This is a genomic window from Streptomyces sp. TE5632, assembly GCF_054061295.1.
In genome coordinates this window covers 3141974-3156102 of record NZ_JBSSEA010000003.1, presented here as the reverse complement: position 1 = coordinate 3156102, position 14129 = coordinate 3141974, and the positions used below count along the sequence as shown (strand labels likewise).

At 70.4% G+C, this 14129-nt stretch carries 14 protein-coding genes; 3 read left to right on the top strand and 11 right to left on the bottom strand.

The genetic code is table 11. The features are described from left to right. Positions 1 to 4 precede the first annotated feature (4 nt). Entirely contained in the window at positions 5 to 364 is a 360-nt protein-coding gene (locus tag ACVW19_RS19655; protein WP_055570452.1) for an NADH-quinone oxidoreductase subunit A, read from the bottom strand. Between the two features lie 796 nt (positions 365 to 1160). On the opposite strand from ACVW19_RS19655, the gene ACVW19_RS19650 reads away from it, so the two are divergent. After that, the gene (locus ACVW19_RS19650; RefSeq protein WP_457460651.1) at positions 1161 to 2012 is read left to right on the top strand and encodes a C40 family peptidase; all 852 of its coding nucleotides are present in this window, start codon (positions 1161 to 1163) and stop codon (positions 2010 to 2012) included. A 324-nt stretch (positions 2013 to 2336) separates the two neighbouring features. Here ACVW19_RS19650 and ACVW19_RS19645 read toward each other — a convergent pair whose 3' ends face one another. After that, positions 2337 to 3620: a geranylgeranyl reductase family protein gene (locus tag ACVW19_RS19645; RefSeq protein ID WP_457460650.1), complete on the bottom strand. Its 1284-nt coding sequence runs from the start codon at positions 3618 to 3620 to the stop codon at positions 2337 to 2339. Between the two features lie 98 nt (positions 3621 to 3718). Here ACVW19_RS19645 and ACVW19_RS19640 point away from each other — a divergent pair, with 98 nt between their 5' ends. Both ACVW19_RS19640 and ACVW19_RS19635 read left to right on the top strand, forming a co-directional pair. Continuing rightward, on the top strand, positions 3719 to 4300 hold the full coding sequence (locus ACVW19_RS19640) for a GNAT family N-acetyltransferase (RefSeq protein WP_457460649.1): 582 nt from the start codon (positions 3719 to 3721) through the stop codon (positions 4298 to 4300). A 123-nt stretch (positions 4301 to 4423) separates the two neighbouring features. Further along, positions 4424 to 4747 (top strand): PASTA domain-containing protein, encoded by a 324-nt coding sequence (locus ACVW19_RS19635; RefSeq protein ID WP_457460648.1) that lies wholly within the window; start codon positions 4424 to 4426, stop codon positions 4745 to 4747. Here the strand turns inward: ACVW19_RS19635 and ACVW19_RS19630 are convergent. The 9 genes from ACVW19_RS19630 to ACVW19_RS19590 all read right to left on the bottom strand — a co-directional run bounded on the left by ACVW19_RS19630 (position 4734) and on the right by ACVW19_RS19590 (position 14055). Beyond that, the gene (locus tag ACVW19_RS19630; protein WP_457460647.1) at positions 4734 to 5429 is read right to left on the bottom strand and encodes a demethylmenaquinone methyltransferase; all 696 of its coding nucleotides are present in this window, start codon (positions 5427 to 5429) and stop codon (positions 4734 to 4736) included. The genes ACVW19_RS19635 and ACVW19_RS19630 overlap by 14 nt on opposite strands. Positions 5430 to 5566: 137 nt before the next feature. Beyond that, complete coding sequence (locus tag ACVW19_RS19625) at positions 5567 to 6166, bottom strand: hypothetical protein (RefSeq protein ID WP_457460646.1); 600 nt, start codon at positions 6164 to 6166, stop codon at positions 5567 to 5569. Positions 6167 to 6173: 7 nt separating this feature from the next. Next, complete coding sequence (gene mqnC, locus ACVW19_RS19620) at positions 6174 to 7373, bottom strand: cyclic dehypoxanthinyl futalosine synthase (protein ID WP_457460645.1); 1200 nt, start codon at positions 7371 to 7373, stop codon at positions 6174 to 6176. 139 nt (positions 7374 to 7512) lie between these two features. Beyond that, complete coding sequence (locus ACVW19_RS19615) at positions 7513 to 8241, bottom strand: prepilin peptidase (protein WP_457460644.1); 729 nt, start codon at positions 8239 to 8241, stop codon at positions 7513 to 7515. Positions 8242 to 9354: 1113 nt separating this feature from the next. Further along, complete coding sequence (locus ACVW19_RS19610) at positions 9355 to 9567, bottom strand: hypothetical protein (protein ID WP_457460643.1); 213 nt, start codon at positions 9565 to 9567, stop codon at positions 9355 to 9357. 225 nt (positions 9568 to 9792) lie between these two features. Next, positions 9793 to 10134 carry a hypothetical protein gene (locus tag ACVW19_RS19605; RefSeq protein WP_457460642.1) on the bottom strand — a complete coding sequence of 114 codons (342 nt, stop codon included), beginning with the start codon at positions 10132 to 10134 and terminating at the stop codon, positions 9793 to 9795. Beyond that, entirely contained in the window at positions 10131 to 10556 is a 426-nt protein-coding gene (locus ACVW19_RS19600; protein ID WP_457460641.1) for a hypothetical protein, read from the bottom strand. Before ACVW19_RS19600 ends, ACVW19_RS19605 begins: the two co-directional genes overlap by 4 nt. A 127-nt stretch (positions 10557 to 10683) precedes the next feature. Continuing rightward, entirely contained in the window at positions 10684 to 11313 is a 630-nt protein-coding gene (locus ACVW19_RS19595; RefSeq protein WP_457460640.1) for a DUF3592 domain-containing protein, read from the bottom strand. A 423-nt stretch (positions 11314 to 11736) separates the two neighbouring features. Continuing rightward, the gene (locus ACVW19_RS19590) at positions 11737 to 14055 is read right to left on the bottom strand and encodes a protein kinase domain-containing protein (protein WP_457460639.1); all 2319 of its coding nucleotides are present in this window, start codon (positions 14053 to 14055) and stop codon (positions 11737 to 11739) included. Positions 14056 to 14129 lie beyond the last annotated feature (74 nt).

Below are 14129 nucleotides of genomic sequence, written 5' to 3'. Positions count from 1 at the left end.
CCCTTCAGTCCCATTCCAGGCCGCCGCGCCGCCATACGTACGCGTACGCGACGAAGACGGTGAGCACGAAGAGCAGCATCTCCACGAGCCCGAAAATCCCCAGCGCGTCGAAGCTGACGGCCCAGGGATAAAGGAAGACGATCTCGATGTCGAAGACGATGAAGAGCATCGCCGTCAGGTAGTACTTGATGGGGAAGCGCCCGCCGCCGGCCGGCGTGGGGGTCGGCTCGATACCGCACTCGTAGGCCTCGAGCCTGGCGCGGTTGTACCGCTTCGGACCGATCAGCGTGGCCATGACCACGGAGAAGATCGCAAAGCCTGCCCCGAGGGCTCCCAGTACGAGGATGGGCGCATACGCGTTCACCGCTCCTCGCTCCTCTCAGTCGGCACTGACTGCTGGCGAGTCGGGCTCACTTCCGCCCCACGCGTCCCGCGAACCACGCCCGCCCCGGCGAAGATCGAGAACATGTGAAGCGGGTCACAAGCCCAACCGCTCCGCATCCTATGCCCGCAGGTCTGTGATCTGCGACACGGGGTATTGCCAAAGGTTTGTGATCTCCACCACCTGACGAACGATCATGAAGCCGGATGAGCGGTGATCTTCGCACGCGAAGCGTCCGCGCGGTCACCAGAAGTGACAATTTGCCACGTCAGTGCAGGTCAGAGGGCCCGTCTCAATATCAAGAGGGTTCTCCTGCATGCAAATTGGCGCTGGACCCGATCTCTTGTTAGAGGAGGCGTTCACACATCAGGGGGACGCGAGGCGCGATGTGGACGCGTGCACACGTTCACGAAGTCCCGGCGCCACGCTCCGGCCGCGGCCCGGTCGTGATCCGGCCGTGATCCACTCGCGATCCCGCCGCAACCCGACCGCGGCCCGGCCGCGACCCCGCCGCGGCGCGCATTGCGGACGCGCCGGGACGGGTGACCGTTCCGTGACCTCCGCCACATCCCCCGAGGCGGCGAAGGAAGAGGGCTTGGCCAATCGTTCCAAGCGGTGGTAGGCGCCAGGGCAATTCGGACGTAAAGATGAAAGACCGTGACCACAGACCCATTACGGCCTGTCCACAATGTCCGTTACGGCGTCAATAAAGAGCGACACGCCCGGGGTTCGCGGCTGCCGTTGAACAACTGTGGCGCAGCACACGTTTCTTGTGGATATGAAGGAGCCCCTGGTACCGGTTGTTCCCATGTCCCACACCGCTCACATACGCAGCCACCGGAAACCCCGCCGCACCGCGTCGTCCACGATGGCGATGCGGGCCGGAGTCGCCAGTGGTGTTCTCAGCACCCTGGCAGTGGCCGGGGCGTCGGCGGCGAACGCCGCCGAACCGGTGACGCAGACCCTCGAACTGCCCACCCTGACGGCCGACCTGTCCACTCAGGTCGCCCAGTCCGCACAGGCCACCCAGCAGGCCGCCGCGAACTACCAACTGCAGGCCGAGCGGGACGCCGCCGCGGCCGAGGCCGCCAAGGAGGCGAAGGCCGACCTCGCCGAGGCCAAGAAGAAGGCCGAGGCGAGGAAGAAGGCCGCCGAGGAGGCCCGCAAGGCCGCCGCCGAGCGTGCCACGCGCGACGCGGAGCGCGCCACCCTCACCACCGACGCGGGCGCCACGAGCACGACGGCCGCCACGGTCACCGCCTCCGCGCCGGCCGGCGGCAGCGTCGCGACCGTCGTCGCCTTCCTCAAGGCGCAGGTGGGCGACGCCTACGTCATGGGCGCCACGGGACCCAACGCCTGGGACTGCTCCAGCCTGGTGCAGGCCGCGTTCAAGCAGGTCGGCGTCGACCTCCCGCGCGTCTCGCAGGACCAGTCGACCGTCGGCACCGACGTCTCGCTGTCCAACCTCCAGGTCGGCGACATCCTGTACTGGGGCGGCAAGGGTTCCGCTTACCACACGGGCGTCTACATCGGTAACGGCCAGTACCTGGACGCCGCCAACCCGTCCAAGGGCGTCGTCATCCAGGATCTCTCCGGCTACCCCGCCTCGGGTGCCGTGCGCGTGCTCTGAGCCACGCCCCTACGGACAGATCGGGCCCGAACGGGCCCGGTTCGCACGGGCTGGAGGGCCGCTGCCACCCGGGTGGCAGCGGCCCTCCAGCCCGTGCGTTCCCCATTCGCCCGGCCACCCGGCCGACCGGTCAAGATGGTCCGTATGCCCGAATCATCACCCGTGTGGCGCGCGTTGACGGGGTGACATCGCATCGACCGAGCGCCGTGCGGCGCCGTGGCGGCCCCGCACAGCGCCCCGGACACACGTCGGCGGCCGAGAGCCCGTCCGTCCGGCCCCGGCCGCCCACAGCGCCCCTCACGGCTCCCGCACGCGCGGGGCGCCTCACGCCTTCGGCGCCACCTTGCTCAGACCGTTGATGACGCGGTCCATCGCGTCGCCGCCCGTCGGGTCCGTCAGGTTGGCGAGCAGCTTCAGGGTGAACTTCATCAGCATCGGGTGCGTCAGACCGCGCTGGGCCGCGATCTGCATGATCTTCGGGTTGCCGATGAGCTTCACGAACGCGCGGCCGAGCGTGTAGTAGCCGCCGTAGGTGTCCTTCAGGACGCGCGGGTAACGCTGGAGGGCGATCTCCCGCTGGGCCGGCGTCGCCCGGGCGTACGCCTGGACGATGACGTCGGCGGCGATCTGCGCGGACTCCATGGCGTAGGCGATGCCCTCGCCGTTGAAGGGGTTCACCAGACCGCCCGCGTCACCGACGAGCAACAGCCCGCGCGTGTAGTGCGGTTGGCGGTTGAAGGCCATCGGGAGCGCGGCGCCGCGGATCGGGCCGGCCATGTTGTCCGGGGTGTAGCCCCAGTCCTCGGGCAGCGAGGCGCACCAGGTCTTCAGGACCTCGCGCCAGTCCAGCTCCTTGAAGGAGTCCGAGGTGTTGAGCACGCCCAGGCCGACGTTGCTCGTCCCGTCGCCCATGCCGAAGATCCAGCCGTAGCCGGGGAGCAGCCGGTCCTGCGGACCGCGGCGGTCCCACAGTTCCAGCCAGGACTCCAGGTAGTCGTCGTCGTGGCGGGGCGAGGTGAAGTACGTACGGACCGCGACACCCATCGGGCGGTCCTCGCGGCGGTGCAGCCCCATCGCCAGGGACAGCCGGGTGGAGTTGCCGTCGGCGGCCACCACCAGCGGGGCGTGGAAGGTGACTTCCCGCTTCTCCTCGCCGAGCCTGGCCTTCACACCGGTGATGCGGCCGGTGCGGTCGTCGATGATCGGCGCGCCCACGTTGCAGCGCTCGTACAGCCGCGCGCCGGCCTTCTGGGCCTGCCGGGCGAGCTGCTCGTCGAAGTCGTCGCGCTTGCGGACCAGGCCGTAGTCGGGGAAGGAGGCGAGTTCCGGCCAGTCGAGCTGGAGGCGGACACCGCCGGCGATGATGCGCAGGCCCTTGTTGCGCAGCCAGCCCGCCTCCTCGGAGATGTCGATGCCCATCGCGACGAGTTGCTTCGTGGCGCGCGGGGTGAGGCCGTCGCCGCAGACCTTCTCCCTCGGAAACGCGGTCTTCTCCAGCAGGAGCACGTCGAGACCGGACCTGGCCAGGTGGTACGCGGTGGTGGAGCCGGCTGGCCCCGCGCCCACGACGATCACATCGGCGGTGTTGTCGGAGAGGGGCTCGGTCACGGCGGGATCTCCCCAAGTTCGATATCTGCGTGCCGACAGGCACTGGACACGGGCAGTCTATGCAGCAGAATTGATCACCCGGCTGAAGGGCTGCCTCCGTGAACCGAGCTCTGCCCGCTGTACGGCTCCGTGTACCCACCCACGAGGACGCCTTCGCCTGGCACCGGATCTTCGCCGATCCGGACGTCATGGAGTTCCACGGCGGCGAGGCCGCGGAGCTGTCGGTCTACGAGGAACTCACCGCCCGCCAGCGGCGGCACGACGCCGAGCGCGGGTTCTGCCTGTGGACCGTGGTCGACGAGACGGACCGCGTCCTCGGCTTCACGGGCGCCCAGCCCTGGGAGCGGGACTGGGGCCCGACGGGCGAGATCGAGATCGGCTGGCGCCTCGGCCGGGAGCACTGGGGCAGGGGGTACGCGACCGCCGCCGCACGGCAGACGCTGGAGCGGGTGCGCGCCACGGGCGTCCCGGACGTGGTCGCCATGGTCGACGCCCGCAACACCCGCTCGGCCGCGGTCACCCGGCGGCTCGGCATGCGTCTGGCCGGGACGTTCACCACCCCGGTCTCGCGCCGGGAAGGACACTGCTACCGACTGGCTCTCCGAAACCGGGGCCCGGAGGAAACCGGTGGCCCGGAGGAAACCGGAAGCTCGAACCACCGCTTCGACCACACATCGTGACGGATTGTCACAGATAGCCACGCATTGCTTCCTGCCGACGCGTGGCCGGGTCTACCCTGCCGGTACCGCTGGGGGGTGACGTCCGTGCGTGTGACACCCAGGACATCCGACAGAACACCGGAAGTGCGCGTTCCGCGCCTGGTCGGCCTGATGGCCGTGGACGCGCGCGAGTCCGCCCGTGCACACGGCCTGTTCCTCGACGCGCCGGACCGGCCGGACTTCCGCCTCACCGTCGTCGACCACGTCGTACGCCAGTACCCGCAGCCGGGTGTCGAGGTGCCCAGGGGCTCCCTGGTCCATGTGTGGTTCGACTTCGGTGAGGGGGACGGCGGCGGAGGGGTGCGCGAGCCCCGCGCACCCGTACCTCCCGCCGGCGGCCGCCGGCGCGAACTGGAGGAACCCCATGAACCGGGCGCCCCTCGCGCGGCCGTCCTCAGCCGGCCTTGAAGCCCCGGTGCAGCGCGACCACACCGCCCGTGAGGTTGCGCCACGCCACCTTCGTCCAGCCGGCGCCCTGCAACCGCTCGGCCAGAGCAGGCTGGTCGGGCCAGGCCCGGATGGACTCGGCGAGGTAGACGTACGCATCGGGGTTCGACGACACCGACCGCGCGACCGGCGGCAGCGCGCGCATCAGGTACTCGGTGTAGACGGTGCGGAACGGCGCCCACGTGGGGTGCGAGAACTCGCAGATGACGATCCGCCCGCCGGGCCGGGTCACCCGGTGCATCTCGCGCAGCGCGGCGTCCGTCTCCTGGACGTTGCGCAGCCCGAAGGAGATGGTGACGGCGTCGAAGACGTCGTCCTTGAACGGCAGCCGGGTCGCGTCGCCGGCGGTGTAGGGCAGCCAGTTGCGGCGCTGCTTGCCGACCCGGAGCATGCCGAGGGAGAAGTCGCAGGGGACGACGTAGGCGCCGGTCCGCGCGAAGGGCTCCGAGGACGTGCCCGTGCCGGCCGCCAGGTCCAGGACCTTCTGCGCGGGACGCGCGTCGACCGCCTTCGCCACCTCCTTGCGCCAGATCCGGTCCTGGCCGAGCGACAGCACGTCATTCGTCAGGTCGTACCGTTCCGCCACGTCGTCGAACATCGAGGCGACTTCGTGCGGCTGCTTGTCCAGGGTTGCGCGGGTCACAGGAGTTCGGCCTCACTTGTCCGGGTACGGGGCTTTCTCAGGATCGGTGTGTGCGTCATTGTCTCAGTCGGTCCCCTCTGTCTCTTCGCCTCACTGCCTCGCTGCCTCGGTGCGTCCCCCGGGCCTCGGCCGGCCCGTCAGCGACGCCGGTGCACCAGCCGGCCGCCCATGACGGTGGCCACGCAGGTCGACGCCCCGGTGCGGACCAGCTCGGCCCGGTCCGCCACGTCGAACACCGCGAACCGGGCAGGGCCGCCCGGAACCGGCCTCGGCAGCAGGACGAGCGGCACCGGCGAGAAGGACGGCGGCCCCGGCAGGTGCGCCGGTCGAGCGCCCACCACGAGCCCGGCCCGGCGAACGACGTCCAGGACCGGTCGGCTGCGCAGCTCGCCCGCGACGGCGACCGTTCCGTGCGCCAGCAGCCGCTGCACCCCGCGGCGCGCACTGGCGCCGCGCCGTGACTCGTCGGCGCGGAAGATCGCCTGCGCCCGCTCCCCGGTGATCGGCTCGGTGCCGAACTCGTCGGCCTCGCGCGGGTCCGGATGATAGGTCCCTTCGAGCAGCTCGGGCCCGTAGGGGTTGAGCAACCCGGGGGTGAGGATTCCGGGCCACCGCCGCACCCGCGCCTGCGGACGGGCGGCGGCCAGCTCCTCGTACGGGCCGACGGCGGCGACGATCGCGCCGTCGATCAGGACGGCCAGTTCGGGCGTGGCCTCGGCGACGTGGATCGTGAGCACGGTCGCGTCAGTTCGCGGGGAGCAGCTTCAGCTCCGGGTGTGCCGTGCCGCCCTCGATCGCCGTGGACGAGATGTGCGAGACGACGCGGTCGTCGACGGGGTCGTTCGCCGGGTCGTCGTGCACCACGATGTGCTCGTACGTCGTGCTCCGCTGCGCGGGGACCCGGCCCGCCTTGCGGATCAGGTCGATGATCTCCAGGCGGTTGGAGCGGTGCTTGGCGCCGGCGGAGGAGACGACGTTCTCCTCCAGCATGATCGAGCCGAGGTCGTCCGCCCCGTAGTGCATCGAGAGCTGGCCGACCTCCTTGCCGGTGGTCAGCCAGGAGCCCTGGATGTGGGCGACGTTGTCGAAGAACAGCCGGGCGATGGCGATCATCCGCAGGTACTCGAAGATCGTGGCCTGGGTGCGGCCCTTCAGGTGGTTGTTCTCGGGCTGGTAGGTGTACGGGATGAAGGCGCGGAAGCCGCCCGTGCGGTCCTGCACGTCCCGGATCATGCGCAGGTGCTCGATGCGCTCGGCGTTGGTCTCGCCGGTGCCCATCAGCATGGTGGACGTCGACTCGACGCCCAGCCCGTGCGCGATCTCCATGATCTCCAGCCAGCGTTCGCCGGACTCCTTCAGCGGCGCGATGGCCTTGCGCGGCCGCTCGGGCAGCAGTTCGGCGCCTGCCCCGGCGAAGGAGTCGAGCCCGGCCGCGTGGATGCGCGTGATGGCCTCCTCGACCGACACCTTCGAGATCCGGGCCATGTGCTCGACCTCGCTCGCCCCCAGGCTGTGGATGACGAGCTGCGGGAACTCCTTCTTGATGGCGGCGAAGTGCTTCTCGTAGTACTCGACGCCGTAGTCCGGGTGGTGGCCGCCCTGGAACATGATCTGCGTACCGCCGAGTTCGACGGTCTCGGCGCAGCGCCGCAGGATGTCGTCGAGGTCGCGGGTCCAGCCCTTGGCGGTGTCCTTGGGCGCGGCGTAGAAGGCGCAGAACCTGCACGCCGTGACGCACACGTTCGTGTAGTTGATGTTGCGCTCGATGATGTACGTCGCGATGTGCTCGGTCCCGGCGTACCGGCGACGGCGTACGGCGTCGGCGGCGGCGCCCAGTGCGTGCAGCGGGGCGTCGCGGTAGAGGTCGAGCGCCTCTTCGGGGGTGATCCGCCCGCCTGCGGCAGCACGGTCGAGGATGGGCTGAAGGTCGGCCTTCTCGGTCACCGGGCGTCCCTTTCGTAAGGTTCGTAAGGTTCGTAAGGGTTGCGGACGGGCTGGACCAGCCTACGCCAGCGGTCCACGGCGCCCGACGTCAGGCCGTACCGCACCCGGTGCTACCGCACCCGGTACGCATGCCCCGGCGTCAGGCCGTGTACGCGCCGGTCAGCAGCCCGGCGAACGCGCCGGCGATCAGGAACGGCCCGAACGGTATGGCCGTCTTGCGCCCCGCCCGCCGCGCGACGACGAGGGCACCGCCGTACAGCGCCCCGAACAGGAACCCGGCGAAGGTGCCGAGCATCACGGTGGGCCAGCCGTACCAGCCGAGGACGGCCCCCGCGCCGAGGGCGAGCTTCACGTCGCCGAAACCCATGCCGCCCGGGTTGACGAGGAACAGGACGAAGTAGCCGGCGCCGAGCGCGAGGGCGCCCAGCAGGGCGGTCGTCCACTCACCCACGTGTTCGGGAACGAGGGTGACCGGGCCGAGCAGGGCGAGGGCGGCTCCGGCGAACGGGAGGGTGAGCGGGTCGGGCAGCCGCTGGACCCGGAAGTCGACGACCGCCAGCAACACGCCGACGGGCGCGAGCAGCAGCCAGACGCCCACCTCGGGCCGCGTGTCGGTGGCGGCGGCGAGGGCGGCGCAGACAAGGGCGGTGACGACGACGAGAGCGGTGCCCGAGCCGTACGGGGGCGCCGTCGCACACCCCCCGCACCGGGCCGGCCCGAGCCAGCCCGCCAGGGGGTGTCCCGCGGGGCAGACCGCCCGCCACTCCTCCCCCGCCGGTGCGGAGAACCGGTAGGCCGCCCGCGGCAGCAGCGCCCCCGCCGCCGCACCCCACAACGCGGCGGCCGCGACCAGCAAACCGGTCGTCACCCCGTACCCATCCCCGCCACGCTCGTCCCCGCCCTGCTCATCCCCTCCACACCCGTCCCTCCGCGCTCATCCCTCCGCGCTCATCCCGCCGCCGCGACCGCGCCGCGCCAGGTCGGCAGCAGTTCGTCCGGCCCGCACCCTCTCGCGGACGGTATCCGGCACATCGATCCCACGCCAATGGAACAGCAGCGGAATGACGCTCTGCGCCTGCCCTTCACGGCAGCTCTGCTCAAAGCCCTCCGTGCCGGGGGCGGTCAGCTGCTCATGCGGGCGGTTTTCCGCGACCGACCGGTGGGACGGCGGCCTTGACGTGTGCGATGCCGGGACACGCGTCCACGCCCCGGGGACGACACATCGTCCCAAAGCCGTGAACACTTCAGCCACCACTGCCCTGAGGCCGCTCGTTTGAGCGCTTACGTGACACACGCCCGCTAACTGCTCACGGTTTTCGGCACAGCACCCGTCTCCGGCTCCGCAGCGCAGGGACCGCAAAGGCCCCCACACCATTCGGCGGGACACCATCCGCATCAAATCCCGTCTGCGACGAGCCGACCATCAGCTCTCCTTCCCGGTCGGCTTGATCAACGCGTCCCCCCGCCACAAGGTCACACCACACGAGCTTGCCCCGGTTGCCGTCCCCGGCCAGCGGCTGCCAACCCCAGAAGCCTCGGAATCCGTCGACCCGGTTCGCACCCCGGACACCGTCGTCACGTGCAGCGACCGCGTGCGGAGGTGACAGAAGACCGCGTACAGCCCTTGCCCCGAGGCGTCGAGAGCCCAGCCGCGCTCCTCCCGGAAGTCCTCCGTGCCTTGCCCTGACGAGAAGGTGACGACACCGGGGCGCCATCGTCCGCCTCGGGAATATTCCAGTCCGTCAAGTCACCGGGAGCGAACGGCTCCCCGCGCAGGAACATTCCCATCCACCTCTGCAGACCTCGGAAAACGAGGCGACGAACTCACCAAGCAGGCCAAGAACAAAATGAAGGTCAAGGATGAGCGGGGCGGTAAGGGCGATAAACAGCGCCCCTTCGCCGTATCTGTGGCGCACCGCCCCGCAGATGCGCCGTGAGCCCCGGCTCCAGGATGGAACCGGGGCCCACGGGGCGTGTTCTGTCAGTACTGGGTGACGGCGAAGGTGCCGACCGCCGAGAGGCCCTCGGGAGAGACGGAGGCACCCAGGCCTGCGGTGACGCCGATGTTGCCGACCTCGGCATGGACACCGAGAGCGGGGTTGGCTGCGGAGCCGACGCCCGCCTGGCCGCCGGAGACGGAGTCCAGATCGGCGTCGGAGATTTCGGCGGTCGCGACCTGGGGGACGAGGTTCATGGCGCGCGTTTCCCTTCATGACAACAATGAGCGGCGGCGGAGCTCGCCCGGTTCCCGAAAGCGGAATTACCTTCCGGCGAACCGCGCGCTCCGATCAAAGCACGCGGGGAATGAAGCGACCAGCGGCATGAGAATCGTACGGCTCATCCGTGCGTCGTGAAATTCACGAGTGTGGCGAAGTGGTCAGCCGAACCTCTCACTTCCTTCACCCGTACTCATCCGTACTCATCCGTAAGCGGCCCGCCCACGGCCCCCGAAGGCAATGCGGGGCGGCTCCCCCAGGGCCCGTGCCCGTCCTACGACTCCACGGTGAACGATGTGCAGATCCTCGGGATGTTCCAGAACCGGGCCGCCTCGGCAGTCGGCCGCCGTGCGTGTGAGGTCGCGGGTCAGCAGGCGGGCGTTGCCCTTCTCCCCGTCGCGCTCGTACCGTTCGACGAGGTCCTTCGCCTGGCACTTGGCCCAGTAGTCCAGGTCCAGCGTGCCGGACAGGGGAAACGGGACCCAGCCCTCCGGCAGCAGCAGGCGGTGGTCGGCGGGCGGGGCGGTCCCCTCGGCCCGTGTCATCGGGTGCCTTCCCCGGAGGTCTGTTCCGGAACCGGCCGGTCGAGCAGGAGCCGGCTGCGCGGCTGGTGGATCGCGTACGGCACGGCCTGCAGGACGAGGCCGAGCGCCCCCATGAGCACCGCGGCGGCCGCCGGTCCGGGGGCCGGGCCCGCGATCCGCAGGCCCTGGACCACGGAGAAGAAGGAGCCGAAGGCCATGACTGCGGTGGACGACACCCCGGCGACGGTGCCGGGGAACCGAGCCGTACGACGGGCCGCCCGACCGGACTCGGGCAGCAGCCCCGTGCCCAGCACCGGGCCCTTGGGCCAGGCTCCCTTACCGCCCAGACGGCGTTCGGACACCGCCAGTCCGGCGGCCCGGCGCAGCCGCGCCCACCCGTCGGCACCGTCCTCGCCGCCGAACCACAGGTCCCACGGGAACACCGCCCGCACCCGCTCCCCGGGGCCAGGGAGTTCGCAGGCGCACCTCCTCATACCCCCCGCCGCCGGGGCGGCCGGCCGACGGTCCCCCACACCCACTTTCGTTCATGGATCATTGGCCGTTCGCGAGTCAGGCCGCTGCGGTCTGCCCCCTTGCCTTCAGCGTGTTGCGGCGCCGTATCGCGGCAAAAATCGCGCCGGCCAACATCAGGGGCGCGAACACCAACGCGATAAGCATGGGCAACGTCATGACGGGCGGGCTGTCGACCCACTCCATCGTCAGCACTCGAGTCGGCTCCTGAGGGTCGTAGACCACTGGGACCACGGCTCCTTGAAGCAGACCTTCAGGGCGCTTTCCGCCCCAGTCACTGAGCACGGTTTCGACCTCGCCCTCGGGTCCGCTGAATCGAACCCTGACGTTCCCCGCCTCGCCGTACTTGTTCTTCGGCGAGGCCGTTATCTCGGCCGCAACGGACACCCCCCTGGAGCGCAGGTCGTCCACGAGCGACTGCGAGGGCAACAAGAACACGAGGAAGGCCGAGCCTGCCCCCAGCGCCATGACGAAGAGCGTCAGGATCAGGCGTCGTTGCGGAAGCGGCGGCTGGCGCACTGCCGCCCGGATCCTCTGCAACTCCCGTTCCAGAGCCTTCCCTTCCGCGGACTTCGGAGGCAGCGTCCAGTCGTCCCGCGACCGCTTCTTTTTCTTCTTCCCCATGAGATCCAGTTCCTGTACGTCAAAAACCTGTGCGTTGTCCCGCAAATGATCTACGGCATGCTGGATGCGGACGCGGAGCCTGGGCCACGGGTACCGCCGGGTCGCAGAGCACGCCGTCGGCCCACAGGGACGGCCCGCCGGTCCCGTGAACGGGGAGCGGGGGCGGCGCCGTGACGGGCAGGACGCTGACGTTCGCCGGCATGTCTCTCGGGGCGCCGCTTCGGACCGGTTCCGTCGACAGCGCCTCCGCGACGTCGCCGGCCGCCGCGGTGTCGTCGGCGGTGACGACGACGTCGTGTGGCTCACCGCCCTCGCTGACGACCGTGACCGGCATCCGCATGACGGCCTTCCTCCCCCGTCGGCCCCTGTGACCGCATTCGCCGACATTCATCGCCATTCGCCACCATTCGCCGCTCCGACAAGGGAGACCCCTGTCAGTCCCCGACCGTGAGCTCGGCCGCCCGTGCCTCAGACCGCCGGTAGCGCGTAGATCTCCGGCCCGTGCGTCACCAGCAGCCGGTTCCCGGAGATGGTGACCTGCCACGGCTCGCCGACGGCCTTGCTGTCGCTGTAGGTCCAACGGAGTTTGCCCGTCTTGGCCTCCAGGGCCACGATGCCGCCGTCCAGGGATCCGGTGGCGCCGTACAGTGCCGTCCCGGCCCGCAGGAACGTCTCGGGCCCCTCGACGTCCAACTCGTCGCAGAGCCACGTCCGTTTGCCGCTCTTGACATCCACGGCCCACACGCCGTCGTCGTGGTCGCTGGTGTAGAGCACACCGTCGATGACCGTCGGGTTGCCGAAGCCCCGGCGGCCGTTGGGGGACAACGTCCAGACGGTGCCGCCCGTGTCCGCGTCCACGGCCACGAGCTCCTCCCCCGGAAGGAAGACGAGTCCCTCCGCGACCGTGGGCCGCCGGCTCCATTCGTCGCCGATCTTCTTCGTCCACAGCTGACCGCCCGTGGCGGTGTCCCGGACGGTGAGGTTGTAGTTCGAGTCGGCGTAGACCAGGTACTTGCCCGAGACCGAGCCCTGGACGTCGTAGCTCTTGGTGCCCCAGTCCCGGTGCTCGATCCACGCCGTCTTTCCGGTGGTGTGGCTGACGGCCGCGACGGCCTTGCGGTGCTTGGTGGCGCTTTGCGCCTGACCGTAGTCGGTCGCCACCACGTAGACGTTCTCGGCGTCGATGGCGATCGTGTCCTCGACGGAGAGCTGTTCGCCCAGGCGGCTGCGCCAGACCTCCTCGCCGTTCTCGGCGTCGTGGGCGACCAGGGCACCGTCGTAGTCCCCGTCGGCGAGAAACACCTTGCCGTCGTGGAAGAGGAGTTGGGCTCCGGGGCGGCAGATTCCCGGTTTGGTCCAGCGGGCCTTCCCCGTCCTGACGTCGTAGGCCACGAGCGGATCGCCGCTGACCAGAAGCAGCCCCTCGTGCGTGAGGAGCGGTACATCCGTCGTGGTGCTGTCCTCCACGGCCGAGGCGTGCCACAGCGGCTGAGGTGCCACCCCGGCGGGTGGGGTCGTGAAGTTCTCGTCCACCGGCTCGGCCGAACCGCCCTTGCCCGGACTGTCCGTTGCCTCGTCGGAGGCGTCGTCACCGTACGTGAGCAGCCATGCGGCACCGGAACCGGCCACCGCGACAGCCGCGGCGCCACCGAGGGCCGTACCCAGCACCCAGCGCCGGGAACGGGCCGGAGCGGGCGCCCCGTCCGCACCGAGCTGGACCGTGCCGGGAAGGGGCGCGCCGTACGCGGGTGCCGGTGCACCACCGGGCGGGGTGCCGTACCCGGCCGTCCCGGTCGACGGCGTCCCGGTCGACGGTGCCCCGTCCAGCATCGTCGGCGCCGGACCGAAGCCGGCCGCGGCCCGGACCTGCGGGGCGGCCGGGGGCACCTCGGGAGCCTCCAGGTCCAGTATCCCCGCGGCGTGGGTCGCGATCGTCGACGCGACCGCCGAGGGCAACCAGTCCCGCAGGGCCGCGTCGATGCCCTGCTCGGCCAGTGCCGCCACGATCTCCGAAGGCGCCGGTCGCTGCTCCGGCTCCTTCATCAGGCAGGCGCGAACCAGACCGAGCAGGGACTGCGGTACGCCGGTGAGGTCCGCCTCTCCGTGCACGACCTGGTACAGGAGGGCGGCGTGCGAGGCCGCGCCGTCACCGAAGGCACTCCGCCCGGTCGCCGCGAACGCGATCACCGCTCCCAGCGAGAAGACGTCGGCCGCCGTTCCGATGTCCTTGCCCGTCGCCTGCTCCGGCGACATGTAGCCGGGTGAGCCGACGACGACCCCCGTCTGGGTCATCCGACTTCCGTCCACCGCCCGTGCGATGCCGAAGTCGATGACACGCGGCCCGTCCGCGGCCAGCAACACGTTCGAGGGCTTGAGGTCACGGTGTACGAGGCCCGCCGCGTGGATGTCCTGGAGCGCGGCGGCGAGCCCGGCGGCCAGCGCGCGGACCGTGCGTTCCGGCAGCGCTCCGTGGGCCGCGACCACGTCCGTCAGATCGGGACCGAGGACGTACGACGTGGCCAGCCACGGCAGGGGCGCGTCAGGGTCGGCGTCGACGACGGGGGCGGTGAACCGACCGGAGACCGCCTTCGCGATCTCGACCTCGTGCCGGAACCTGGCGCGGAAGTCACCGTCCGCCGCGAGATCGGGGCGGACCACCTTCACCGCGACGGTACGGCCGCCGGGCGATCTGGCGAGGTAGACGCGGCCCATGCCGCCCGCGCCGAGTCTTCGCAGCAGACGGTAGCCGCCCAACTCCTGTGGATCGTCCGGCTGCAGTGTCTCCATGGTGGGCCTTATCCGTCGTGCCGCGTTGACGAGCACCGGGCTCGTGCGACTGCGTTCGCTACCGCAGACACAGT

Bases quoted from the DNA above. Each gene is read 5' to 3' on its own strand.
- ACVW19_RS19590 (WP_457460639.1), bottom strand. From the start codon at position 14,055: ATGGAGACACTGCAGCCGGACGATCCACAGGAGTTGGGCGGCTACCGT.
- ACVW19_RS19605 (WP_457460642.1), bottom strand. From the start codon at position 10,134: ATGACACGGGCCGAGGGGACCGCCCCGCCCGCCGACCACCGCCTGCTG.
- ACVW19_RS19650 (WP_457460651.1), top strand. From the start codon at position 1,161: ATGAAGGAGCCCCTGGTACCGGTTGTTCCCATGTCCCACACCGCTCAC.
- ACVW19_RS19610 (WP_457460643.1), bottom strand. From the start codon at position 9,567: ATGAACCTCGTCCCCCAGGTCGCGACCGCCGAAATCTCCGACGCCGAT.